Below are 24,998 nucleotides of genomic sequence, written 5' to 3'. Positions count from 1 at the left end.
AGTGATGGTCGCTAGACGTGGATTTCTCACGATACCTGCGCCATACATCACAGGGGTAAACTGGCATTCTCCCCGGAGGCTCGCCGTCACCGATCGGATCGCCCGCAACGAAAAGCAACTCGGCGCTATCCTGTGCCGCGCCTGCAAGCAGACCGGCCTCACATGGCGCGCGCTGGGCAGCAAGATCCATCTGCGCCTGGGCACTGCATCCGACGCCAGGGAGCCCGCGCTCCAGCTGCGCACGCTGATGCGGCACTTTCCGCTCTTGGCCTTGAACTCGTCGTGCCGCCGCGCCACAAGGGAAAGTGAAAGCGACATCGAGGACCTTTTCTGATGTCTCGGCGCCTGCCCATAAAAAGGACAGCGCGCCTCTCATCATTTCGCGAATGCCGAGCGCCTCGTTATGAGAGCCAGAAGACAAGTCGCATCCACGATCTGGACAATTCGGACAATCCGGACTAAATGTGCGTCACAGAAATGGAGGTCGCCATGGTCGCAACGGTTCGGAAATCTGGAACGGGCGTGCAGGTTAATGTGAGCAGTGCAGCCGTCGCCGACATTCTCGAAGTGCTGGCACGGCACAATCCTGGAATCCCCCGATCAGCGCTAAAGGGCAAGAGCAAAATGGTAGCTGCGGTAACTGCGGCAGCTGTCCGGCTTTCGGAGGAGAACCAGCGTCAGATTCTGGTCCATGAAAAGAATCTTGCCCAGGCAATGGAGACAGTGGTTGCGGATCTCGCTGGTCGAGGCGACGGCAAGCTAATCAAGTTCGACATTGAAAGGCCTGTTGAGGTCAGCCACGGCGCAGGACTCGGCGACGTAGTAGATCTCGAGGAAGGTCGGCGACGTGTCGCGGAATATTCAACAGCGGTACGCCTCGAAGACTGGGCCGGGCCGGTTGCAGGGCCGAGTGATATTGAGAGGGCCTTTGGAACAAGACGATCCACACTCCATGATTGGCAAAGACGCGGAGCCGTCATCGGCTTGCTGAAAGGCGAACGAAAGCACGTCTTTCCCTTGGCACAATTTGTGGATGGCCGGCCGGTCGAGGGGATGTCTGAAGTCACCAGCATCATCCGTAATTCTCGCGCGGCCTGGCAATGGCTGATACAGCCGAAGCCCAGCATCGGGGGCGCTCCCCTCGACCTTCTCAAGGCTGGACAGGTGAACGAGGTTGTTGCTGCCGCCGAACGTGACTTCAGCTAAATCGTGAAGCTTGATCCCAAGACAGTCGCGGACCTCGCTCTCGAATTTCAGCCGCGTTCATACCTCCGCGTGATGCGCGCCGCGCATATGGCGACGCCGTTGGGGATGGGTTTTGGACACACACGCTTCTCAAGTCCGGATAGGACGTTTCAACTCGTCTACATCGCCCGCGACCTTGCAACGGCAATTGCCGAGACCATCGTCCGGGACAGGTTCGAGGGCAGGATGAAGCGTGTCCTTGATCAAAGCGAGATCGAAGAGTGGGCCGTAGCGGAGATTACGGCGACTTCTCCGCTCACGGTACTCGATCTGCGGACCTCGGGCCTCCTCAGGTTGGGAGTCAGCACCGACGCCGCTCGAGCCAAGAGGCACCGGCAGGGGCGGCAACTCAGCGCGGCGATTCATGGCGCCTTCGCGATTGACGGTCTGCTTTATGCATCCCGTCTCACATCCGCCGAGTGTGTGGCCGTTTACGATAGAGCCATTGAGGGAAAGCTGGACGCGTCGCCAGCAACAAATCTGGTGCGGCACCCAGACCTGATAGCAGCTCTGCAGTCTATTGGTGTCTCCCTTCGGGGAGGTGCCTGACGATGGCCGGGAACGTTACGTCGGTGAATTTCTCGGGACGTTTCAAGAAGCTGAACGGAACCGTCGCACTGACCGCAACGCGTGCGGACATTATCCGGTCACTGCTAACCGTGGGGTATCCGAGCCGAAGGGCGGCCGTGCGCGTCGTGGGTAGGTGGAGGGAACGAATGCTGGTCGCGATGGCGACTGGCTATCTCGACAATGCGCTAAACACGACGCTTTACTTCCGCAATCTCGAGCAGTCGGAGAAGGTCGGTGTTTCCTTCCTGCTCGGCGAGGCATTCACCCATTGGTACGCGCAGGACAGGATGAAGATTGAATATCTCGTCCATGTGGGTGGGCTGTCGAGTTGCTCGTGGACTTCACCGACTACTCCACTTGCCCCGAAGACGGGCGCGTCCCCGCCAGCCGCAAAGAGCCGTCCCGATTTCATCGGCATACGCCGCACGGAGAGTCATGTCTTCGAAAGCAAGGGGCGGATTCGGCGGCCGGCGGCAAGTGCTGTGAGCAAGGCGCTCGGGCAAGTGTCCGCCCTCCATTCAGTCAATGGCAAGGCGCCAAAGACCCGGTGTGCAAGTTTCTTCATGCTCAGGAGCGCCGGTACCGAAGGGTTCGTGTCCGACCCTCCCGTTGACGGCAAGGGCAGCGGCGTCAACTTCGACGTTCTCGACGCGCTCGCCAAGGCATATTCCTTCTTCCTGGACGAACCAACGACGGATCTGCTGGCAGACGTTTCCGACGGATACGTTGGTCGCGAGATTGAAGATGGTGTCTATTTCGGCCTCGACAAGAAAGTCTTCGCTGCCATACAGGAGCGGCCTGATGGTGAACAAGAACGCCGCCGCCGGACAGCCGAGATATTCGCAATTATTGCCGACAGGTCGCAATCTTACGAGGGTCGGAGAGAGCGGAACGTTTCGGCTGGTCCGGACGGAACCATACTCATCGACCGTCGATCACGCCCCGGTAGCAGACAGCGTATAATCGCAAAATAGCGATTGCAAGGCTGGGCTCGAGTCGCCCCAATTGCATGGAGAACGGTCAACCATGCCATCTTACCCTGTCGGAATTGATTGTTACTCTCCTGGCCGGACGATTTGATGAAAGCACTTTCTGGACAGTTCGATCTGTTCGACCTTGATCCCAGCTACAGGGAAACACCGCGACGCGTTGCTCCGGCTCGGCCTGCCGGGAAACAGCCCATTGTTGCGCCGGGAACTGAGGATGATCTGGTGCAACTCCTAGAAGACACCGGGCGATTCAAGGTTTTGCGAAAGCTGGTGCCCCGCCCGATCATCGATCGCGCCAGCAGCAGATTTCCGAGGTTAGCCGTCCTGGTCGATGTCGAGACGACTGGTCTCAATCATGCCCGCGACGAGGTGATAGAAATCGGCGCTGTCGCCTTCACCTATGACGATGCAGGGATGATCGGCGATGTCGTCGGCGTATTCAGCGCGTTGCGGCAACCATCAGGCCCGATACCGGCGGAGATCACCCGCCTCACCGGCATTACCGACGAGATGGTGGCTGGACAGTCTGTGGATCTCGGCGCTCTCGACGCACTTATCGAGCCGGCCGATCTCGTCATTGCCCACAATGCCGGTTTCGACAGACCGTTTTGCGAGCGTCTGTCGCCATCGTTCATCCCAAAACCGTGGGCCTGCTCGGTGACGGAAATCCGTTGGGCGGATCACGGCTTCGAAGGCAACAAACTCGGTTATCTCGTCGGACAATCAGGCCTGTTCCATGAAGGACACCGCGCAACCGATGATTGCCATGCCCTCCTCGAAATTCTTGCAAGACCGCTCGCCGGCAGCGACGTAACGCCATTCGCTGAGCTCTATGCTGCAAGCCAACGACTCCGCGTCCAGGTGTGGGCTGAGAACAGCCCCTTCGAGATGAAGGATCATCTGAAGGCGCGTGGATATCGATGGTCGGATGGCAGCGACGGTCGACCAAAGGCCTGGTGGGCCGAAATCGCTGAGGAGAATCTCGACGACGAACTTCGGTTTCTGCGCGGGGACATCTATCGTTGGTCCGAAGCGGAGCCGCTCATGCAACGGCTTTCAGCAGATCGCTTCAAAGCAGCGTAGTTTGCAGGTGTTGACCTGCCGGTCGTTGTTCTTTGCTTTAATTTGAACGGTGGGCCACTACTGCGGCATATTCTTGGTGCTCGCATATATGGGGGAAGAAGAGGGATGGTTGACGAGGATGGGGCGCCGCGACGCCAATTCCAGATTGTCCGCAACGGCGATTCGACACCGGCCAACATAGATTGGTCCCAAGGAGTCGAGACAGTTCAAAAAGGCATCGCCGATGCCCTGAACGCGCGCAACGTGGCGTTCCTGTTGGGCGCTGGCTGCTCCTCGTTGCGTGTCGACGGAGAGGAGCGAGGCATCTCAACCATGCAGCCCCTCGCTGAGATATTTTGCAACACTACCATCCAAGCGTTGGCAGCCGCACAGCAGGGTGCGGAAGACGAGGATCTATTAGGCGAAGGCAGCGCCGACGTGCTCCCTGTAGAGCCGCCTGACTGGCTTCTAACCAAAGAAGAAGTAGCCATTCTCCAAGAGGCGGGCGTCGAACTGGAAGATGAGTACGCGCGCAACCTTGAGCGCTTGATGGAGGTATTGCACAGTCTTCGTTTCGTCTCCCAACGCAGCGCGAAATCATCCCATTGGGCGCGAGCCAAAGAGCTGACGGAGGTAATCAACAAGGTCCAGGCATTCCTCTGGGAGCGGTGCACCGACGGTGCTTTCGCGCAGGGGGATACAGCTGTCCGCGACCTTTATGAGAAGTTCTACCGAAAATTAGTGCTGCGCGACCGAAGCCTACCCCGGCCATGGGTGTTCACCACGAATTATGATCTGTTCAATGAAACTGCGATGGACCGTCTCGGCATTCCTTATGCCAACGGTTTCTCCGGCATCATAGAGCGGCGTTTCAATCCCTCCACATTTCGCTACGCCTTGGCTGAGCAGCTCGATCTTTCAAACCGCAAATGGTCGGCGGTCGATGCGTTTGTCTACCTATGCAAGTTACACGGATCGATCAGCTGGACCGAAGACGATCACGGCCTGTTCCCAATCCGTGAGAAGTGGCCGGCCGACGGCAGCGCCAAGATGATGATCTTTCCCACGCCGGCAAAGCAGAACTCGAGTCTAGGGTCACCGTATGCCGACCTCTTTCGCGAATTCCAGTCGCGCATCGTCCGCGAGCAAAGCGTGCTTGTGACTTCGGGCTACGGGTTCGGGGATGAGCACCTGAACAACATCATTTACCAGGCGCTGACAATACCGACCTTTCGGTTGATTATCTTTGCGTCGCCGGACGCACCCGGAGAGATTGCCAAACTGCGCGCCCTTGGTGATCCGCGGATCTGGATAATCGGTGGCGACGGTCCCGAGCCAGGTACAAGAGCGCATTATTTCGACACGATGGTCGATCGGTTCATGCCTCAGCGGCCAAGCGAGCGTATCGACGACGCCGTTCGCAAAGTGATGAAGGAATTGGCTCCGGACAAGGACGATACCGAATGAGTCACGACGATCGCAAACGCGCCGTCGGCAAGGTCACATCAGTGGCAGCTGACAGGTTCGTGGTCGAGATGCACGCGGGAACCGACAACTTCACGGTCGTGGGCTTTGACGACGTGCATTACGTCGCACGTTTGGGCTCGTTCCTGATGATACCGACTCACGCCGAATATGTTGTCGCTGAAGTTGTGGGGCTGCGCGAACGTGATGCTGCTGCATCCTCGAGAGGCGACCTCGACAGGGCCGGATCGGCGAAATTCCTCGACGCGGTGCCCGTAGGCATGCTGCCTGCTTCAGGGGACGGAAAGTTCCGGTTCGGTGTGTCGGTCTTCCCTTCGCTCTATGCCGACGCATTGTATGCTCTCGATAGCGAACTCGACAGGATATTTGAGACGAAAACCGAGGCTGAGGCCGGCATCGGGCCTGACGGGCAAATCTGTGTGCCGGCGAACGCCACCCGCTTTCGTGTTTTAAGCATCGGTCAGTCCGTCGTGTTCGAGGACTATGCGGTGAAGGTCCGCCTCGACGATTTCTTCGGTGGTCACGTCGCAGTGCTTGGCAACACGGGCAGCGGAAAGTCGTGCACAGTCGCTTCGATTCTACAGGAGCTTTTTGAAAAACCGGACGAACATCATGCCCGAGGTGCCACGTTTGTGGTGTTCGACGTCAACGGCGAGTATCGGCAGGCGCTCGAACCACTGGCAAAGCCGGGCGGTATTGGGGTCGACCGAGTTATACTCAATGGAACAGCAACTGGTTTCCGCTTGCCCCATTGGTTTCTGGACCTCTCAGAGTGGGAACTTCTGCTCCAGGCGAGCGAACGCACGCAGGTCCCATACTGCGTATGGCGCTTGGCCTTTCAACGATGTTCTCAGAAGCTGGTGCAGACGATCTCGGCGGCGTGAAGAACCACATCCTTGCCAAATGTATCACGCAGATCGTGCGCGACGATTCCAGTAGTCCGTCCAAGCATGACCGGATAGTTGGCATCCTCCAGCGATTCAACACTGGTGAAATCAATCTGCAATCCATCCAACCTTTCATCGCAATTAGCTACGGTCAGCTGGCTGATGCCCCAGGTTTGGACGACTTTCTCGTCGGCGAGAATGCCTTTGTTATCGACGAGTTGAAGCTGCCGGATTACGAAAACATCCCTTTCGATTTCCGCTCACTAGGAGAGGCAATGGATCTCGCCATCCTTTACGAGGAGGCACACGGCAACCGTCAGATTCGTGACTACTGCTCGCAGATGGTCACCCGCCTCAAATCGCTTGAGGAGCGTCGGGAGTATGAATTTCTACGCCACTCACTGCCAGTCGGGGGGCAAGCGGGTGAAGGTCAGAGCGAATTCCTCGCCCGAATCCTCGGGCTGACCGCGAAGGGCAGTGGCCTGACTAAGACCAGTCAGGTCGTGATCGTCGATATGAACGCCGTATCGGATGACGTCGTCGAGCTTTTCTGCTCGGTTCTCGCACGCATGACGTTTAGGCTGCTGCGGCAAGCCGATCCGCGCAACCGCTTCCCAGTTCACTTGCTGCTTGAAGAAGCTCATCGCTATATTGCCTCCACACCCTCCCGTTATGCGTTGGACGCAGCGAAGGTTTTTGAGCGGATAGCCAAGGAGGGTCGCAAGTACGGTATGTTCCTCATGGTAGCATCACAGAGGCCAAGTGAGCTTTCAAAAACCGTGTTGTCTCAGTGCTCCAACTTTGTCGTTCACCGCATTCAGAACCCAGACGACCTGTCGCAAATCCGCCAGATGACTCCATTTATCTCCGAAGCGGTTCTCAAACGGTTGCCATCCCTCCCCAAGCAGCACGCGTTGGTGTTCGGAACATCCGTGAATTTGCCGACGACGTTCCGGGTCAGGGACGCGTCTCCCCGGCCATCCAGCGACGACACCAAAATAGTTGATCTCTGGTTCCACGAGGAAGGTCGCCGAGCGAACATCCGACTCGCGCCGCTCGTACCCGATCCGGATGACGTATTCTCAGATCTAGTGTGACACTAGCCGAATACTGAGGAGCTCTAGGTCTTTGGCCAGCCTTTCGTTTTCAAGAAGATCATTCCATCGAATGCCCCGAGTTTTGCCGCGGCTTCGGTAGCATAGCGCCTTCGAGACTCCGCGGATCGGCCGGAAGAGCGCTCCAGGATCCGGCCGCCCCAACTGTCCGATCCTTTTCGGTATATCGAAATGTTCAGCCCGTCGGTATTCAAATAGCTGTTGCCAGCGTGCGAGACGCGCCACTTGCGCTGGAGCCAATTGCGTCGGCGATGTGCAGCACTGCGGAGCGCACGTTCGCGCATTCGCGGTGCCTCGTAGTCCTGCTCCATCTTCTCCGCACAGACACATCCCACGCCGAGCATTTCGGCATGGTCAGGATGAGTCATATAATGGACGTATCTGATCTCTTGGGTTTCGCACATTTCGCAGATCTCAGACGGTTCATCGAGATCCTCCACATTGACGCAGGTCCAGCCCTTATGCGGAATTCCCGATCGCGACCACTTCCCAGTCATCGATCCCCTCCAACGAACCTATTCCTCTATCTCGACGCCGACGTCCTGCTGGCTGCCGGAAAAGTCGGGCATGATGTCGCCCGCCAGCAACTTTTCTTTTGACAGCAGGCCGGCGTCCTCGAGCGCCTCGAAGTCTGGCAAGTCGCGCAGCGTATCGAGCCCGAACTCCAGCAGGAATTCCTTGGTCGTGACGTAGGTGTAGGGCGCGCCCGGCGTCGGGCTACGCGGACCGGAAGCGATCAGGCCAGCACCGCGCAGATGACCAATAAAATCGCGACTGATCTCCTTGCCAAAAAAAGACGACAATTCTCCGCGCGTGATCGGCTGGAAGTAGGCGATGCACATCAGCACCAGCACGTCCGACTGTGTGAGGTCCGCGGCACGCCCGTTGCCGCCGGCGGCCGTGCCAAATGCACTGCGAATAGCGTCGGCATAGGCCGGCCGGGTCAGGTGCCGAAAACCGCCGGCGACGGCGACAAGGTCGTAGGGCCGGCCACGCAATTCCTCGCGGATGTCGTCGATCAAGAGGTCGATGCTGCAGCTCTTTCCCACAATGCGGCCAAGCGTTTCGCGGGATACCGGTTCGCTTGCAGCAAAGATGGTCGCTTCGACACGGTTCATCCATTCGCGCCAGCGCGTCTCCGGCGGCAGGTGATCCAGCTCCCGATCAAACAGGCGGTCGCCTGATCGGCCGTCATCTGACCGGCTCCCCCCTCGCCTGCGCGCTACCTCCGCCATCGTCTTCACAGCCCGTAGATGCGGAAGGTGGGGCGGCCCGACAGCTCGCGCACGGCACCGAGTTCGACCAGCCCGTCGAACAGCCGGCGCAGGCCGCGGTCGCTCATGCCAGCGATCTTCTGCGAAGCGACGATCGCGTCGTCGGACAGGAGCTTTTCGACGACGGCGTCCGCTGCCTTGGCCCTGAGTTTCGGGGCAACCGTAAGCAGCCGGTCCGCACGGCGCCCGAGTTCCGCAGACAGATCGATGGCGCGCAACGCGGCCCGCACCTGGGCGGCCAGCAGACTTTTGGCCCCGGCTTCCGTTTCGGCACCCGCAGCCAGAGCGGCAGTCATTGGTCGACGGGGCCGGCCCGTCCCCACAGCTAAGGCTGCCTCGCCGCCCAACAAAGGGATTGCATGCGTCCAGCCTAGCCGCTGCGCGAGCAAGGCATCGGCAAGCCAGGCTCCGAGGACGCGCCCAAAGCCGCGGCGTTCAGCGGCCATGAATGTGCCGGTCAGCGTTGCGACCATGCCATAGCCGGCCGCGAGTTGCCGAAGATCATCGGCCAGATCGCCGACCACCTCATCGTCCGGGGCGTAGCCGAACTCTTGCAACACCGCAGCGAGGGTTTTCTCCGTCAGCAGATCCTCCGCCGGCCGAGATGCCAGCCGACGCCAGGCGAGGAGAAAGCGACCGGCGGGGCCGACATTGTCGCCCGGTCGCGTGAGCAACACGGCGTCGCGCAGTGCGCTTTCATCCTCGACGCGGCCGGCCTGCTTTGCCGTTGCCGCGGCCGCCGAAAGCGCCAGCCGCTGCCGCCAGGCGCCGGCCCACCGCTGCTGCCGGCGGACCACCGCGTCGAGCGCGCTGATGGCGGCGCCAGCGGCGAGCGCGACGTCCTCAATTTCTCTTCCCGCAAGGCTTGGCGCATCCGGGATGGCCCGGCGCAGCCAGGTCGGCACCGTTGCCATCAAGGGGGCACCAACAAGCGTGGCGTGGTGGCGCGGAGCGGGTTTGGGACGCAGAATCATCGCAGACACGATGAATCATGGCGGCGCTTTTAGCAACCGAAATGGATAAAAAGCGCTGCGCCTGTCGCGCGTTATAAATGAACGATAATGTTGCCCTATCAATCGTTCTGCTGGGTTCGACTATTGGCTTATTATAACCTATATTACACTAGACATGTCTTAACTTCTGTTGCAAGTTTGTTCGTATCAGTCGCCCGGCTTACTTAAGTTCTGTAATCAACACGAATTACGAACATCATTAAGCTTGAACTTGCTACCTCAAGTCCGCTTTGCGCCCAATGTCGAACATTGAGCAAACCCTGACCTTTTCCTAAAAGCTGATATTGCGTGCGAATATCTCGATCGCGGCTAGCTTCGGCGTGGACCGCTCTGACGCAGCCGACCCGTCCCGGTACGATATGGCTGAAATGGTTGGAGCAGGTGCCTCGTCTGCAGATCGGCGCACGGCATCGAGTGCATCAAGCCAGCGGTAAGAGCGACATGGGAGGATAGTTCGATAACTTCGTAAAGCAGACAAGGTCGATCAGACAATCCCCATGCCCGAAACTTTCCCCTGCCCGTCTCTCGGGCAGGCCGAGCTGGCCGACCAGGTTGAGCGCGCCCTGCTTCGAGACTTTTAGCATCTCCTGAATCATGCCGGTGGAGACGATCGGCCGCGAGACCGCAAGCTCAAGGAGGTCAGGCAATTTCGAGCTGGCGCGGCGTTCGCGCAACCGCCGCTCCATCTGGTTTTTCGCCAGCACCAATCGGTCGTGCTCCTTCAGTCCGGCGAGCGCCGCTTCGTGGATCGCGTCGAGCGAGGCCAGCAGCCGGTCGCTCCCATTGCGCGAGTGACCCCCGGAACGGTCCAGGAAAAAAGTGCAGGGGCACCTCTGCCGCGTGGGTTCGGCGGACGGCATTTCGCAGGTCAACTTTCGACGACTTTTGCCCACCGGCGATCTCCGCGATCCGTCGCCGGCCTGGTACCGCAGCGAGACCGGCTGGGCAGGCTCGAAGTGCGATACGATCCTCGCGATATCAGCCACATCTACATCCGGGATCCGAAGACCAGAGAACTTCGCGCTGTCGAGAGGCGCGACGGTGCGCTCGCACCTATGACGTTATGGGACCCTCGAAAGGACGGAGAATTAAACACGCTGCCATGTATCGGTTGAAGGGCTTCATGAATGAATGCCATATGGCGATGGCTTTTTGGGAGCGACCTATGAAACGTCTTGGGGCATGCGCATTGGTTTTCTACAGCATCGCTGCGGCCAGCGGAGCACAGGCCGCCTGCTACGACATCTCGAAAGGGCAGCCGTCGCAGCTGAGCGGCGAACTCTATCGTCGGATACTTCCCGGGCCGCCGAACTATAAAGACGTGCAGACAGGAGATCAGCCCGAGCCGACTTACTTACTGGAACTGGATGCCGACATCTGCCTTCAGGGCGAGGACTTTGCCGATCCCGAGTCCAGTTTCCGCGAGGTTCACGTCGTGCCGGTCGGCGGCATGGACAGCGCAGTGGCTTCATTGATCGGACGCCGCGTTACTGTCGGCATCGTTGATCGATGGGCTGCGGATAATGCGCATCACCGAGCCCCGCTCATGGCTATTGTCGGGAGCATCGCGCCTGAAGAGGACATCACTGAACAGTACGGCACTCCGGCGACTGTCGTGCGGGCGTTTTACCTGGCCCTCGGCACTGGGGACGGCAAGGAGGCGGCGCGGTTCGTAGTTCCCGGAAAGAGCGCCAAGGGTCCTCTCTCCGCAGCCGCGCTGAGTGGCTTCTACGGAGGGATGCAGGAGCCGCTTAAGCTTCTCGGCATTGAAGCGAAGGCAGATGACTTGTTCTTCGTCAGCTATGCGTTCAGGAAGGGTGCGACGGCATGCTCTGGCCGCGCGGAAGTGACGACAGTGAACGAGGGCGGCAAGGACTACATCGAAGGCATTAAGGCGCTCGACGGTTGCTGATACGATCGCGCGGCTGGAACTGTCCATCTGCCAGGGCTTACGCTCGCATATCAACGCCGAAGGCTCTTGGGACATCCCGATCGGGATTTTTTTGCTTATCCCCGCCCGCATTCGGTTCGGTTTTCCCGCTCGGAAAAGGCCCCGCGGCGGCGCCAGCCTCAATCTCTTCTGTGGCAATCCCGTCTGTGATAGTCGCTTCAACGTCATCGAGACCGCGTAGCGCATGCTTTTGGTCGCGCTAGAACAAGTCACTTGCAATAGAGCGGCGGATCCTCCGGTTGTGGTACTTGGATTGATCGGCTCGCCGAGGCGGTCAGAACCGCAAGCTTCCTTGGGTAAGAAGATCCCTGCGAACGCGCAGGCGGGGACCGGACTGTCCATCATCGGGAATGAACGTCATACCAGCCCTCGTGAAAGCGGCCTGCAGCCGCCGCCGCGATTCCAGCGTGACAGTGTCGTCGTCTTGCTCGATCCGCAGGATTGTGCGCTGTCCCACGCCGGAGAGAGACCGACGCAACGAAGTTAGTGAGCTTGGTGCTACGCAATCCGGCCAGAATGGGTCACGAAGCTCAAATCCTCTTCGGGCGGCGAAGCCGCATACGACATGTCCCGCACCCTATTAGCACTTCTTGTCGTCACGTGAGGCCGCGGGTCGCTGCTCCGCCCGATCCGATAGTGAAGCCGGGACATTCACTCGTGGCTAAGCCATATGTCGATGCGGTAGCGGTCGGAACCTTGCATGGGCAATAGACCGTCCGCGCGTGTTCCCACTCCGGCAGGACGAAGGAGCGGACGCATCTCCTCTAGCACCGCTCCGATTCTCCACTCCTCGGCGCTCGGCGAAGCATAGCCAACGGCCTTGGGCACAAACGCACATTGCGGTGTGGTGTTCCTGTCAAACTGTTCAATCCTGCCCGGAATGAGCCGCAATGACTCAAAAACATATCCGTTGATGGAACTGCGAAGTGAGTCCGCGTCGACCGGGGCTCCCCTGCAGACATTGATATAGACCCAGCCTATCGGCCTCGGGTCGCCGGGAATCGACCGATAACTCACCTTGCGGCCGCTGATGTCCGGCGGCTCCGCGCGTGCCACTGCGGGTTTCGGCTGGACGGCGGCAGGCGCCGCGGGCGCGTTTGAGGGAGGACGATACCCAATGATCAGGTTCCGCGTGGCTGCTGTCGACACCCGGCTTTCGCCGGCGGAGCTTACGGCTGCCAAAAGCCGACAAATGCCGTCCTCGGACGAATGATCAAAACCGACGCAGCCCGAACGCGAGGTGCAAAGGGATCGACATGCCTGCAAGGGTGCGATGACCTGTGCGCTGACGATCCCGTTCAATGCGGTCCCGGGATAGTCGAAGAACACTGCCGTGGTCTGCGCGCCGATCGGTTGAATGCCAACCAGAAGGACGAGAGCTGCCAGAGACGAGCCGGCGGCTCCAAGCAGGAGCTCTCGCAATCCGCAGCGAAAAAAATGCGCAAACATGTTTCCCCCGTCGCTGTTATTCTGTTTCATGTGGGACTTGACATCAAAGTCAGCGAAATTCGCTGACTTTGATGTCATGACTGGCGAGGTGAAGGGCGACTTAGACGGCCAGCCAGGAGCCTCATGACAGATCGCGATCTTTCCCGTTGCCCCATTTTTCTTTTACCGTCGGCAATGCCCCTGTTGCCCTCGGCAATATCGGCCCGGCGCAACCGTAATCCTCCAGAATTTGCATTTCCAGCCCCAAATGGGGAATGCGCAACGCGAAATTGGAATCAAACTAGAACCTGTTGCTAAGACGGAAAATAGGCTGCGGTCCGCTACAGGTTAAGCATCTCAGCCGAATCTACTTGAGGGCTCGTTGACATGGGCGTTTGTTCCGTCGAAATATGCCGGCCGGGGCACCGCATGGTTAAGAATTCATGCGGTATGGGGAAGGTCGCCAATGGCTCGAGGGGGCAACGTCCACTTCGTTCGTTCAACGTCGGCGCGTGCCGACGACGTGTTAGCCGTTGCCGGGAAACCGCTGTGGCGTGACTGCGAAACGGTATTCGCCCGCATAGATGAACTGTGTGGGGACAACGCGTCACGGCTGTTCGCGGAGCCGAACGCCAAGGAGCAGGAAGGTGGCCGCCTGGTCGTGGCATGGTTCAGCCGTTTCGACGACGAGCCGAAGCGACTGGGCGAACTCGACCGAGGAATGCGGGCCAGGGTCGAATCGATCCTGGCCGCGCGGATCGAGGCGCTTCGTCCGGCGCTGGCGGACCCGGAAATCGGCGAGACCGTTGGCGCGATGCTCAACGTGGTGGACGAAAGCTCGATCGTCGCCGTCGGCGAGAACGCTGTCCTCACGAATTGGGGGATCCTGCCGGAGGAAGCCCGTTCCTCTCGCGCCGCATTCGCGCGGCATAGCGAGAAGACGATAGGTCCCTACCTTCCAAGCGGCATATCGCCCCGAGTGCCGGGTCAGCCGTGGGTTATCGCCGGAGGTTTCGCCACGGCCGGACTGTCTCCCCCGCGGCGCGTTATTGTGCCCGAGGCCACCGCGGCATCCACCCAAGAGACTCAGTCAGCGGTTTCAGCAAGACCCATGCAGGCTTGGCTTTGGCCCATAGCTGCCCTTTCGTTCGTGTTCGCCGCCTCCCTGATCTACGCGGCCTGGCCGGGCAACCTCGTTTATCCGGAAGCGCTCCCGCCGCTACCGACAGCTCCACTCGTGAACAACGAGGAGGTCAGCCGGAGCCTTGAAGAGCGGATCGGCAAAATGAAAGCGGAGCTTGCAAAGGCTGCATGCGAGGCAGATTCATCCGTTCTCGGTCCGCCGCTCCATGAAGCTGGTGGCGAAACGGAAAACGGCGCGTCAGGGGCCGCCGGCGGGCAGGCGCCGGGACCCGGTTCACCGCATTCGCTTCTCGCAACCCTGGACTCAGCAACAGTGCTGGTGCTTGCAACCTCGGCGGACTCGCTCAGCACCGGAAGCGGGTTCTTCGTAAGCCAGAGGGAAATCCTCACGAACAATCACGTTGTCGAAGGCGCCGGGGAGACGGTATTCGTCGCCAGCAAGGCGCTTGGACGCGCAGTCCCCGCCCGCGTCGTCGCGAGATCCGCAGGCAGCGAGACCGGAACTCCGGACTTTGCCCTACTGCGAGTGGACGAGGCGCCTGGCAACATAACGCCTCTGCATCTTTCGACGGAAATCGGGAGGCTGGACAGCGTGATTGCGGGAGGCTTCCCATCGTTCGTAATGTCCATGGACAGCACCTATCGAGCGATCCTCAATGGCGACACCACAGGGATCGGCAATCTCGAAATGGTCGTCACGCAGGGCAACGTGATGGCCATGCCTCAGGGCGGGGCGGCAAAGGTGATTACCCATTCCGCGAACATTTCCCCCGGCAACAGCGGAGGTCCACTTTCGGATGCCTGCGGTCGGGCGGTCGGAGTGAACACCTTTATAGTCCTCGACGGGGAGAACGTTCAGAAGCTGAACTTCTCCCTTGGCGCGAGCGACGCGATCCGGTTCCTGTCAGCCAACGGCGTGACGGTAACCGCCGCCGATCAGCCGTGCAGTCCGGCCTCGGGGGGCGCCGCTGCCGCATCGCCAGCGGGAGGCTCGGTCCAATGAGCCAGTTCGTCGCCACCACGACACTCAGCCTGATGCGTTCCCTCGGGTCTACCGCAGAGCGCTCGGTCCATCGGCTCCAGGCCGTGCTCGGACGGGAATTCCCCGGCGGCATCGGGCTTGAGCTCGCCGAACCAGTGCCGCGTAAGGACGGCTCGGGGATCGACTGGTATACCGAGCGCGACGAGCCACTTGTCCGCCTGACGGAACTCCCGCCCGAAACGGCGGCCGTCTACAAGGCGCGGCTGGACCAATCCGTCCGCGCTGTTCTTCGCGCGGCCGCCGCGCATGAGGCTCGCACCGACCCAGCGGCCCGCTCGACGGCTACTGCGCTGCGCAACGCGGTGACATTCCCCGACGACGAGAACGTATGGGTTTCCGGCGGCTCAGACGGAAGCGACGGAGTGCTCGTCCTTACGGCATGGGGTTACGAAAAACATGACGCAGAAACCAGCGGCAGGGGACAGATTGCTGAAGTTGCCCGGGACCGCCCGCCGACGGCATCTGTTCCGGATACAGCGCCGGAGCGCCCCGTGCGAGCTGCCGGGCCTTCCTGGTGGCGGTCGGTCGCCCGCAAGCTTCTTTGGCTTGTTCCCGTAGCGCTCGCGGGGGCGACCGCATGGCTGCTGCTCCCCGCCTGCGGCCTGGTCCTTCCTTTCGGCGTCACCGCGTTCGGAAAGGGCGGAGGCGCTTACTGCGCTCTTGCGGCGCCGCAGCCAGCCGTCGATCAGGCCAGCCTGCGAACGCAGGAACTCATGTCGGAAGAAGCAGTGATCGAGGAACAGCTGCGGCGGCATCTGAATTCATGCCAGCTGCCGCCCAGAGCCGAGCAGTCTGATCCGGCGCAGGAGGCAGACAAGCGCGTCGAAAGCGCAGGCGGGGCGGAAGGCCAGACACAGGTGACGCTCATCTGGAACAACCGGACAGACTTGGACCTCTTCGTGAAGTGTCCGGACGGCGGAATGGTGCTTCTGGACGGACAGCCGAAATGCGGCGGCGTGCACGACATCGACATGAACCTCAATGGAGAGAACAACAAGCCGGTCGAACACATAACGTGGGCGAACAAGCCTCCTCCCGGACACTACGAGGTCTACGTGAGGTTGTTCGACAAGCGCGGAGACCCGGCCCAGCGGACCGACTTCAATGTCATTCTCAAGAATGGTGGGGCCACGCAAAGCTATCCGGGCAGCCTGACTCAAGAATCTCACGATGCGTCGCAGATGAAAGTCACGGAGTTCGATGTTCCATGAGTGCAGCAAGCCGACACCAGCCTGACAGGACGACTCAATGCTGACCAACCTCGCCGATTTCAGCGACGGATTTACGCTGGTGCCGGACAGCGGCATCCAGTTCGTCGAGTTCGGGTTCGACTTCGACGCTTCTCCGCGCCTGTCGAGGTCGTTCATCGAGCGGCTGTCGCCGGGTGAAACCGGTTCGGATGGAAAGACGCTGATCCGCCTGCTTCCGAACTGGAACGATGACGATCCCGACACGGACCAGCCGCCCTACCCCCCAAAAGGCGACGACGTGCTGTACGACATCGCGAAATCGAGGGCGCTCGAGACCTTCCTCGACCGTTGGGTTCCGGTGCCGTTCTTCAAGATCGAACCCGGAAAGGACTCGCTGGGCAACGAAATTTACGCGCAGGGTCCGACCGACTGGGTCCGGGTGAGGGTTACGGAGACCAGGAACGCCCACGGAGACCGAAAGGGAACGCACAGGGCAATCTTTGCATTCGACAGCTCGCTCGCGCCCCGGAAGACGAACCGTCCCTACCTCGCGCCCTGTCCGGAAGACGCGATGCGGACCGAATCGTTCCGGTTCGTCAGTCAGCTTCCCGACATCATCTCGTTCCTGTCCCACAAGGTCGATGTGCCCGGACAGGGGCCCGTGGACGCGCAGAAGTGGCTAGATGACTGGCTGAGGGACATTCTCCACTCCTTCAAGAAGCTCCAGAGAAAAGGCAAGGAGCTGAGGCCCGACGACTTTCCTTTCCAGTTCGAGCATCTCGCCCGGTACATAACCTTCGTCCAGTTTCTCGCCAGCGTGATCAAGCCCGTTCGCGTAACCCTCATCGATACGGTCAGCGACAACAGGAACGTTCATCCGGTCGACGTCGACCTGGTGCTCGACATCGGGAACTCGCGGTCGTGCGGACTTCTGATCCAGTCGTTCCCCGACGACGTGAACGTCGACCTCAACAACTCCGTTGTCCTGGAGCTGCGCGATCTCTCCAAGCCCGAACTCGTCTATCGCGATCCGTTCGAAAGCCAGTGCGAGCTGGTGGCCGGGGAATTCGGAGCAGAAGACATCGCCAGGCGATCTGGCCGCCCCCGGGCGTTCTTCTGGCCAAGCCTGCTCCGCATCGGCCCCGAAGCCTCGCGCCTGCGCGGGGAGTCGGAAGGCACCGAGGCGGCGACAGGGCTTTCTTCGCCGAAGCGGTACCTGTGGAGTTCCGATCCGGTTCTCCAGGAGTGGAAGTTCCGCTCGGCCTCGGCGGGCCATGCGGGGACGGAGCCGCTGATCGAGCGCTCCATGTACCGCTTCATAAACGATCGCGGCGACGTCCTCGAGCAGCTCGAGAGCGACAGGCGCCAGTTCAAGCTGAAAGTCAAAGAGAGCGAGCTGCAGACGGCGAGCCGCTTCTGCTTCTCGAGGACGTCCTTCTTCACGTTCATGCTCGTCGAAATCATCGCGCAGGCGATGTCGATGATGAACAACCCCGGCACCCGCCGGGAGAGGAGGCTCAAAGACTCTCCGCGCCGCCTGCGCAGGATCATCCTGACGATCCCCTCAGCGACCCCGATCCAGGAGCAGCGCATCCTCCGGTCGCGCGCAGAAGCCGCGGTGAAGCTTCTCTGGTCCCTGTCGGGATGGGGCGACAGCGACAGCGGCATAAACAGCCAGCGCCCGGAAATCCACTGCTCCTGGGACGAGGCAAGTTCGGTTCATCTCGTCTATCTCTACGGCGAGGCCGTGCACAAGCTGGGCGGGTCGATCAGGACGTTGTTCGACATGCTCGGCAAGGACAGGGAGAGGCCGAAAACGCTCCCGCCCTCCAAGGCCAAGGAGAAGCTCGAACGGTCGCTGCGCGTCGCCAGCGTCGACGTGGGCGGCGGCACCACCGACCTCATGGTTACGACCTACTTCCAGACGGACAACGTCGCCCTGTTCCCCGACCAGAACTTCCGGGAGGGGTTCCGCATCGCGGGCGACGACCTCCTCAAGGTGGTTATCGAGCGGCTTGTCATACCGAGGCTGGAGGAAGGGCTCGCCCAAGCGGGCCTTCGGAATGCGCGGAACTATCTTAAGGACCGCTTCGCCGGCGACAATCCGAACATGTCCGAGCAGGAAAAGCACCTGCGCCGCCAGTTCGTGCTGCAGGTCCTGCAGCCAATCGCCATCGCGGTCCTGTCCGAATGCGAAGCCATGCCGGCGACGAGCCGCAAGACGGAAATCCGGAAGGCGGGCAGTTTCTTCGAGACCGGGGGGCGGACGACGGCCGGAGGCGACATTCCGGTAGACGCGCGCATTCTCGGATATCTCAAGGACAACATAAGCGCGCTCGGGGCGGGAGAGTTCACGGTCGCCGACTGCGACATAGCGGTCGACCCACTGGCGGTCGAGGAGTGCGTCCTGTCGATCTTCGACGGCGTCTTCGACAACATCGCGGAAGCGATCAATCATCTGGACGCTGACGTGGTGCTCCTGACCGGGCGGCCGATGCGCCTGCCACAGATGATTAGCCTGTTCATGAACAAGATGTCGGTCCGGCCTGACCGCGTCATCCCGATCAAGGACTATCGCGTCGGCACGTGGTATCCGTTCCGGGGCGTCAGCAACACGCACATCGACGACCCAAAGACGACCGCGGTCGTGGGCGCCATGCTGTGCGCGCTCTCGGAGCGGCAGATCACCAACTTCACCCTCTACTCCCAGTACCTCCGGATGAAGTCGACGGCCCGGTACATCGGGCGGCTTCAGGGCAGCTCGGCGCTGCCGGACGAAACCCTGCTTTTCTCGGACATCGACCTCGATGCCGCAACGGCGGAAGCCGAGGCGGAGTTCGACTACCACAGTCCGCTTCGCATTGGCTTCAGGCAGCTTCCGCTGGAGCGTTGGGTGGCGACTCCCCTCTACAAGCTGACGACCGCGCAGACGCGGTCGGCGCGGAGCGTGCGAAAGCCGGTCCGCGTCACGATCGCGCGCAACGTGCAGGCGCCGGAAGACGACGAGGCGAACGAGATCGCGCTTCTTACGAGCGAGGCGACCCGCGAGGAATTCGTGATCCAGGACGCGGAGGACGCCGACGGGTCTCCAGTCAAACGCATCATGGAGCTGAAGCTGGACACGCTCGCGGTCGAGGCGGGCGACGGCTACTGGCTCGATACCGGAATTATCTCCATCCAGTGAAAGCTGAAGGCATGCGTAAAGAGTTGACAAAAACCTGCGACACGGCGCTGAAATCGGCGCAGCAGGGCCTCGCCTGGATAGGAGCCTCCGCAAACGCGGAGCGGGTCGGCAGCACGCGCTCGGGCGCCGAGCAGCAGCTCAGAAAGTCCATCGTTGCCACCCGAAAGGCGATGCTGGCCATCGACCGCCCCATGTGTGTCGGGGTGTTCGGCCCCAGCCAGGCTGGCAAGTCCTATCTGGTGTCGGTCCTCGCCCGCAACGGAAGCGCGCCCTTGATGGCCCGTTTCGGCGATCTCGGGCGGGAGGTCGACTTCATTCGGGAGATCAACCCCGGTGGAGATCGGGAGTCCACCGGGCTTGTCACCCGCTTTTCCGTTCGCGAAGAACCAAGTCCGGCCGGCGCGCCCGTTGTACTGAGGATGCTGAGCGAAACGGACGTGGCCAAGGTCCTGGGCAACAGTTTCTTCCTTGACGGAGACGCGAAGAAACGCGCGCCGCTGACTTCCGATACCGTCCTGTCCGCCCTGGAAAGGGCGAAGAGCCGGGCGATGCCGCAGGCAGCTTCGGATTGCCTGGCGGAGGAGGACGTGTGGGACCTTCAGGAGTATTTCGAGAAGCAGTTCGCAGGGTTGCCGAACATCGAGACGCTGGGGGCCTACTGGGAGGAAGCGGCCTTCCTTGCCTCCCGGCTTTCCATTGCCGACCGCGGCGACCTTTTTTCCGTGCTATGGGGCGGACTGCAGAAATTTACCGATCTCTACATTGAACTCGTCACCGCCCTTGAGAGCCTTGGATTCGCCAAGGACGCCTACTGCCCTGTCGAGGCGCTGGTTCCCCGGGAAAGCAGCATCATAGACGTCGAGACGCTGCGGGGGCTCGGAAAATCCGGCCAGGACGAGCTGCTGATCAGGCCGATGAAAGGATCGACGGTTTCGTTGCCGAGACCCGTGATCGCCGCATTGGTGGCAGAACTCCGGATTGCGATATCGGAACAGCCATGGCCATTCTTCGAGCACACTGACCTCCTGGACTTCCCGGGCGCTCGCAGCAGGCAGAAGGTGGACCTTCAGGCCTTCATCGAGGGGAACCCCGACGCGCTCAAGGAACTCTTCGTCCGGGGCAAGGTCGCCTACCTCTTCGACCGCTACGTGGCAGAGCAGGAACTTTCGAGCATGCTGCTCTGCATCAAGCCCTCGAATCAGGACGTCGCGACCCTTCCCGACATGATCGACGACTGGATCAGGACCTCGCACGGGGAAAGCCCGCTCGATCGCGCCCGGACCGAGACTGCGCTGTTCCTGGTGCTGACGATGTTCGACATGCACTTCAGCGAAAAGGCGGGCGAGGAGGGGCAGAGCCTGGCGGATCGTTTCAGCGCGCGCCTGGGCGCCTCGCTGACGCGGTTTTTCGGCAAGGCCCACAAGTGGCCGTTTGAATGGATGCCGGACAAGCCTTTCAACAACTCCTACTGGCTGCGCAACCCGAATTTCAAAGCAGAGTCCCTGATCAAGTACAAGGGCGGCGCCGAGATCGAGATTTTGCCCGACAAGGTTGCGAAGGTCGCCGCCCTGCGAGAGGCCTATCTTGAGGTCAGTGAAGTCCAGCAGCATTTCCGGGAGCCGGCCAAGGCCTTTGACGAGGCCCTTAGGCTGAACGATGGCGGCGTAAGCTATCTGGCGGAGAACCTTGCGGCCATCTGCCGTCCCGACATCAAGTATGGACAGATACGAGGCCGCGTCGGGAACATAGCCCACGATATCCGCCGCGTGCTCGCTCCGTATTTCATCGAAAGCGACATCAACAAACGCATCGCCGAGCGTCGGGAAGTCTCCGACCAGATTCTCGCAAACCTCACCGAGGTCTGGGAGCGGGACCAGTTCGGGACCGCCATGAAGATGCTGCAGATATCGCAGAACGGAATCTCCGAACATCTTCACATCGAGTACGGAAACCGCCTCAAGCGTCAGAACGCGCCGGAGGAAGGTTCCGAAGGACGGACCGAAGCCGCGGCGAAAAAGCGCCCGCCGCCTCCGCGGCCCGGCGCTCCTCCTTTGCCAGGGAGCAAGAAGAAGGTGGCCGCCGCCGCGGTTTCCTCCGGGGAGTCGGTTTCGCAGAAAGCGCTGCCGCGCGAAGCCTATCTCGCCCGCTCGGCCATCAGGCATTGGACGGACGGCCTTTTCGCACTCGCGAGAAACGACAATGCGCTGCAGGCCATTGGCCTCGGGCAGGAGTCCGCGAGCGAGCTGGTCGCCGAGCTTACCGCCGCTGCGCGGCGGTCGGGACTCGAAGAACGCATAGCCGGGGATCTCGCCAAGCTCTCGGGAAGTTCCGTCGAAAGGTCCGACATCCTGCTGGAGAAGGCTGGCTTTCTCGCGACGAGCCACATCAACCGTTTCGTCAGCACGCTTGGCTTCGACGCGATGCCCGAGAACAAGCGGCCACTGGCTCCTGACGGCACTGAGAACGGAGAAATCAGGGTGTTTGCTCGCCGTCCGAGCGTTTCCGACTGCGACGGGCTTGGCGTGGAGCGGCGGAACTTCTCCTACCTCGCGCTCTCGGAATGGATGTACGCGTTCCACCAGGTGGTTACCGACAACGTCCTCTCGGGCGAAGGGATCACCATCAACGTCGAGGAGAACGAGCGCCTGAGGGCCATCCTGGACGCGCTCGATGAGGCGGCGCCGCTGCTTGGCGCGCCCGTCGGAACTGCTCGATGAACACGGTTGCGGTCAAAGTCAGCGAGGACGAGACACGCCTGTTCGGGCATGCCCTGATCACGTTCCCGCAGGAATTGGGCAGCTCTCCGAGGCTGCGCCTGTCCATCATGCGCAAGTCCAAGGACGCTCCCTATCTTGGCGACGCCGGATGGCAGGCGCGTCCGGCAACCGTAGATGCGATGGTCGTCAGCCGCAGCGCGAATTCAGCCACGGTGGTTGTCGGACCCGAGGTCTGCGACCAAATCCCGGTTGACCTGCAGGTGAAGATCGAGGTCGAAGGCCATGACATAGAGGGGAGCGCCTTCTGGCCGCCGATCCCGCCTAGCCCGGGAGCTTGGTCACAGGAACTGACCCCTTTCAAGACACCCACTCCCCAGGCCATCGAACGGGAGCTCGAAGAGGCCCTCGAACAGGCCGTGGAGCTGCCACGGGTGGTGGAGACGCAGGAGCAGAAACGCCAGCCCGTCCAACCGCCAAAGAAGAGGCGGCGGTACCTATACCTTCTGATCCCGTTGGCGCTGCTTGTGGCAGGCGGAGGATACTACATCGCCGACAGCAGGGATTGGTTCAATAAGCCCGAGCCTTTGCTCGCGCGCTTCGAGAGGCTGAAGCTGACGGACACTGACGGCGTTGAACTGTTCGCCCTAAGCGGCGAGGCATACCGGGAAGGCGACGGCGGAATCGGCTTGCAGGCGATCAATCTTGCGATGGAGCGGGGCAACAAGGACGCGAAACTCGAAATCGCGCGCTGGTATGATCCAAGCTCCTTCGATCCCACTAAAGCAGATCGACCGGACGCGAACAGGGCGGCGAGGGCCTATTTCGAGCTGTCGGTAGAAGGTCAAACAGCGGCCAAGGAACTGCTCCGCTCCCTCTGCGCGAAGAGCGCGAGTTCTCCTCAGGACCCTGGGTTCAACGGGTTCCTGACGGACACTTATTGCGAGGGGACGCTGGAATAATGATTGAAAATCACAAGGGTCCGGCAATTCGCCGCCTATGGAACCGTCAAAGGGACAAAGGCATGCTGAAGAGCAGCTTGGACAAGTATCTCCTGCCCTTCGGGGGGCTCGTGGCGGCTGTGGCCGCGGCAATGCTGATGGGCATGGCCCTGTCGGCGGGAGCGCAGGAAAATTCCGCGGCAACCGAGCTTTTCAACTACCCGGACACTGTGTTGAACGGGATAGTCAGCGCCCAGTTTTCCAAGCCGATGGATGAATGCCGGAAACTCTGCGAGGCGCGTTCCGGATGTCAGGGATTTGACCATTCTCAAAAGGACGAGTGCCGCCTGTTCGCGAGCGTAGGGGCCGGACGCGTGAGCGTGGGTTCGACCGCGGCGACGCGCAGCCTGCTTTCGAATTACACAGATCCGACAAATCCTCCGCTTGCAGCCAGGCTGGCGAAGCTGAAGGAGACCGACACCGACGGCCATGAACTCTTCGCCCTGAGCATGGAGGCTTTCAAGCGAGGAGACCGGAGCGTCGGGATGCAGGCGATCAATCTAGCAATGCAGAGAGGCAACCAGGACGCGAAGCTCGAAATGGCGAAATGGTACGATCCAAGGAGCTTCGCGCCGGATCGCGTAGACGCGATCGACTCCAACAAGGCGGCGCGCTCGTATTTCGAACTCGCGCTCGAGGGCAATGCGCAAGCCAACAACTTGCTGAGCTCGCTTTGCCTCGACGCCGGCGACACGGGTTCGAACCACGCCAACGCATACGAGAATTTCCTTCGCACCACCTACTGCGAAGGATCGATCAGTCCTTGACCCAGCCGCACCTTCATATCGGTTTCATGGGTTGAGTAAGGGGGAAAGCGGGAATGCGGCAGAGGGGTCGTCGGTTGCGCATGGCCGCGGCGGGGATAGCGTCGTCCGTGCTGCTGCTGTCATTTTCGCTTGTGATACCTGGAATTGCTCCGAGGGCGTCGGCGCAGGAGTCTGGTGGCGAATTTCTCGACTATCCAGAGACGGCACTGAGGGGAAGCCCCAGCGCCGAGTTCCGGCGGCCTTTGGACGACTGCCGGAAAATCTGCCTGGAGCGTTCCGGCTGTGCCGGCTTCGATCATTCCTCTATAACCAACCTCTGCCGCTTGTTTCCATCAGTCGCGTCAGCACAGTCTGATCCGCTCTCGATAGGCGGCACGCGCCAGAAGATTCCAGGCTACCGCGATCCCGCCAACGCCGAGTCCTGGTACTACGCGTCTTTCAGCGGCGTTGATCTTTGGGGCGGGGATCTCGTCACGAAAGGCCTGGATGCGCCCAATGCTGAAAGCTGTTCGGCTCTGTGTGACAGCCGAATCTCCTGCCGCGCGTTCACCTACAACCAAGAAGTGAACCGATGCTTCCTGAAATCCGGCTTCGATTTCGTGCAGTCCTACCCTTTGGGACGGTCCGGCCTCTATTTCAAGGCCAAGCCATCGGCTCCTCCTCCGACCTTGACCGCCGGATGGGAGCTTTTCACTACCAGCGGCTTCATTGGAAATGGCATGGAATCAGCTGCGATCTCGTACCAGGAATGCATGCAGCAATGTGACTCCGACGGTGGATGCGGTGGGTTCACCTGGGTGATCGCGCGACCCAACCGATGTTTCCTGGTCAACGGAACGAACCTCTACCCGGTGCGAAGAAAAGGCATGACGTCGGCGCGAAAAAACAGCCGTACGGTCACCCCCGACTTTGTGCATCCCGTCGCTCCGAGGGACTGA

The 24,998-nt window shown here is 60.8% G+C and carries 22 protein-coding genes; 17 read left to right on the top strand and 5 right to left on the bottom strand.

The annotated features are described in order from the left end of the window. Positions 1–4: 4 nt before the first annotated feature. The 8 genes from JQK88_RS36235 to JQK88_RS36225 all read left to right on the top strand — a co-directional run bounded on the left by JQK88_RS36235 (position 5) and on the right by JQK88_RS36225 (position 7,335). The gene (locus JQK88_RS36235) at positions 5–334 is read left to right on the top strand and encodes a transcriptional regulator (RefSeq protein WP_246749875.1); all 330 of its coding nucleotides are present in this window, start codon (positions 5–7) and stop codon (positions 332–334) included. Between the two features lie 155 nt (positions 335–489). Then, positions 490–1,206 carry an antitoxin Xre/MbcA/ParS-like domain-containing protein gene (locus JQK88_RS16975; protein ID WP_203278905.1) on the top strand — a complete coding sequence of 239 codons (717 nt, stop codon included), beginning with the start codon at positions 490–492 and terminating at the stop codon, positions 1,204–1,206. A gap of 3 nt (positions 1,207–1,209) precedes the next feature. After that, the gene (locus JQK88_RS16970; RefSeq protein WP_203278904.1) at positions 1,210–1,794 is read left to right on the top strand and encodes an RES family NAD+ phosphorylase; all 585 of its coding nucleotides are present in this window, start codon (positions 1,210–1,212) and stop codon (positions 1,792–1,794) included. Between the two features lie 167 nt (positions 1,795–1,961). Further along, entirely contained in the window at positions 1,962–2,789 is an 828-nt protein-coding gene (locus JQK88_RS16965) for a hypothetical protein (RefSeq protein ID WP_246749874.1), read from the top strand. Between the two features lie 105 nt (positions 2,790–2,894). Then, a complete protein-coding gene (locus JQK88_RS16960) occupies positions 2,895–3,887 on the top strand; it encodes a 3'-5' exonuclease (protein WP_203278902.1) in 993 nt (330 codons plus the stop codon). 105 nt (positions 3,888–3,992) lie between these two features. Beyond that, complete coding sequence (locus JQK88_RS16955; RefSeq protein WP_203278901.1) at positions 3,993–5,333, top strand: SIR2 family protein; 1,341 nt, start codon at positions 3,993–3,995, stop codon at positions 5,331–5,333. Further along, the gene (locus tag JQK88_RS36230) at positions 5,330–6,235 is read left to right on the top strand and encodes a helicase HerA domain-containing protein (RefSeq protein ID WP_246749873.1); all 906 of its coding nucleotides are present in this window, start codon (positions 5,330–5,332) and stop codon (positions 6,233–6,235) included. Before JQK88_RS16955 ends, JQK88_RS36230 begins: the two co-directional genes overlap by 4 nt. After that, on the top strand, positions 6,175–7,335 hold the full coding sequence (locus JQK88_RS36225) for an ATP-binding protein (protein ID WP_246749872.1): 1,161 nt from the start codon (positions 6,175–6,177) through the stop codon (positions 7,333–7,335). The genes JQK88_RS36230 and JQK88_RS36225 overlap by 61 nt, the downstream gene beginning before the upstream one ends. Positions 7,336–7,358: 23 nt before the next feature. Here the strand turns inward: JQK88_RS36225 and JQK88_RS16945 are convergent, their stop codons facing one another. From JQK88_RS16945 to JQK88_RS16930, 4 genes are all read right to left on the bottom strand, one after another. Next, a complete protein-coding gene (locus JQK88_RS16945) occupies positions 7,359–7,850 on the bottom strand; it encodes a hypothetical protein (protein WP_203278900.1) in 492 nt (163 codons plus the stop codon). Positions 7,851–7,868: 18 nt separating this feature from the next. Continuing rightward, a complete protein-coding gene (scpB, locus tag JQK88_RS16940; RefSeq protein WP_203278899.1) occupies positions 7,869–8,588 on the bottom strand; it encodes an SMC-Scp complex subunit ScpB in 720 nt (239 codons plus the stop codon). Positions 8,589–8,593: 5 nt separating this feature from the next. Then, positions 8,594–9,541: a DUF1403 family protein gene (locus JQK88_RS16935; protein ID WP_246749871.1), complete on the bottom strand. Its 948-nt coding sequence runs from the start codon at positions 9,539–9,541 to the stop codon at positions 8,594–8,596. A 518-nt stretch (positions 9,542–10,059) separates the two neighbouring features. After that, positions 10,060–10,626 carry a helix-turn-helix domain-containing protein gene (locus tag JQK88_RS16930; protein WP_312037293.1) on the bottom strand — a complete coding sequence of 189 codons (567 nt, stop codon included), beginning with the start codon at positions 10,624–10,626 and terminating at the stop codon, positions 10,060–10,062. On the opposite strand from JQK88_RS16930, the gene JQK88_RS16925 reads away from it, so the two are divergent. Together JQK88_RS16925 and JQK88_RS16920 are read left to right on the top strand one after the other, a co-directional pair. Next, positions 10,597–10,755, top strand: coding sequence for a hypothetical protein (locus tag JQK88_RS16925; RefSeq protein WP_312037292.1), 159 nt, complete (start codon positions 10,597–10,599; stop codon positions 10,753–10,755). The genes JQK88_RS16930 and JQK88_RS16925 overlap by 30 nt on opposite strands. Positions 10,756–10,805: 50 nt before the next feature. Next, positions 10,806–11,552 carry a hypothetical protein gene (locus JQK88_RS16920; RefSeq protein ID WP_192250249.1) on the top strand — a complete coding sequence of 249 codons (747 nt, stop codon included), beginning with the start codon at positions 10,806–10,808 and terminating at the stop codon, positions 11,550–11,552. Positions 11,553–12,242: 690 nt separating this feature from the next. On the opposite strand, the gene JQK88_RS16915 is transcribed toward JQK88_RS16920, so the two are convergent. Continuing rightward, positions 12,243–13,070, bottom strand: coding sequence for a PAN domain-containing protein (locus tag JQK88_RS16915; protein ID WP_192250246.1), 828 nt, complete (start codon positions 13,068–13,070; stop codon positions 12,243–12,245). Between the two features lie 415 nt (positions 13,071–13,485). Between JQK88_RS16915 and JQK88_RS16910 the strand changes: the two genes are divergently transcribed. The 7 genes from JQK88_RS16910 (at position 13,486) to JQK88_RS16880 (ending at position 24,998) form a co-directional block, all read left to right on the top strand. Beyond that, positions 13,486–15,165, top strand: coding sequence for a S1C family serine protease (locus tag JQK88_RS16910; protein WP_203278897.1), 1,680 nt, complete (start codon positions 13,486–13,488; stop codon positions 15,163–15,165). Beyond that, on the top strand, positions 15,162–16,415 hold the full coding sequence (locus JQK88_RS16905) for a hypothetical protein (RefSeq protein ID WP_192250240.1): 1,254 nt from the start codon (positions 15,162–15,164) through the stop codon (positions 16,413–16,415). The genes JQK88_RS16910 and JQK88_RS16905 overlap by 4 nt, the downstream gene beginning before the upstream one ends. A 37-nt stretch (positions 16,416–16,452) precedes the next feature. Then, on the top strand, positions 16,453–19,578 hold the full coding sequence (locus tag JQK88_RS16900; RefSeq protein WP_203278896.1) for a virulence factor SrfB: 3,126 nt from the start codon (positions 16,453–16,455) through the stop codon (positions 19,576–19,578). An 11-nt stretch (positions 19,579–19,589) separates the two neighbouring features. Beyond that, complete coding sequence (locus JQK88_RS16895) at positions 19,590–22,295, top strand: virulence factor SrfC family protein (protein WP_203278895.1); 2,706 nt, start codon at positions 19,590–19,592, stop codon at positions 22,293–22,295. Next, positions 22,292–23,254, top strand: coding sequence for a hypothetical protein (locus JQK88_RS16890; protein WP_192250230.1), 963 nt, complete (start codon positions 22,292–22,294; stop codon positions 23,252–23,254). The genes JQK88_RS16895 and JQK88_RS16890 overlap by 4 nt, the downstream gene beginning before the upstream one ends. A gap of 62 nt (positions 23,255–23,316) precedes the next feature. After that, entirely contained in the window at positions 23,317–24,060 is a 744-nt protein-coding gene (locus JQK88_RS16885; protein ID WP_192250227.1) for a PAN/Apple domain-containing protein, read from the top strand. A 107-nt stretch (positions 24,061–24,167) separates the two neighbouring features. Next, complete coding sequence (locus tag JQK88_RS16880) at positions 24,168–24,998, top strand: PAN domain-containing protein (protein ID WP_312037291.1); 831 nt, start codon at positions 24,168–24,170, stop codon at positions 24,996–24,998.

This window comes from Mesorhizobium caraganae, assembly GCF_016836705.1.
GTDB classification, from domain to species: Bacteria; Pseudomonadota; Alphaproteobacteria; order Rhizobiales; family Rhizobiaceae; genus Mesorhizobium; species Mesorhizobium caraganae.
Note: the sequence above shows the minus strand (reverse complement) of the source record. Positions and strands in the feature narration are given on the sequence as shown.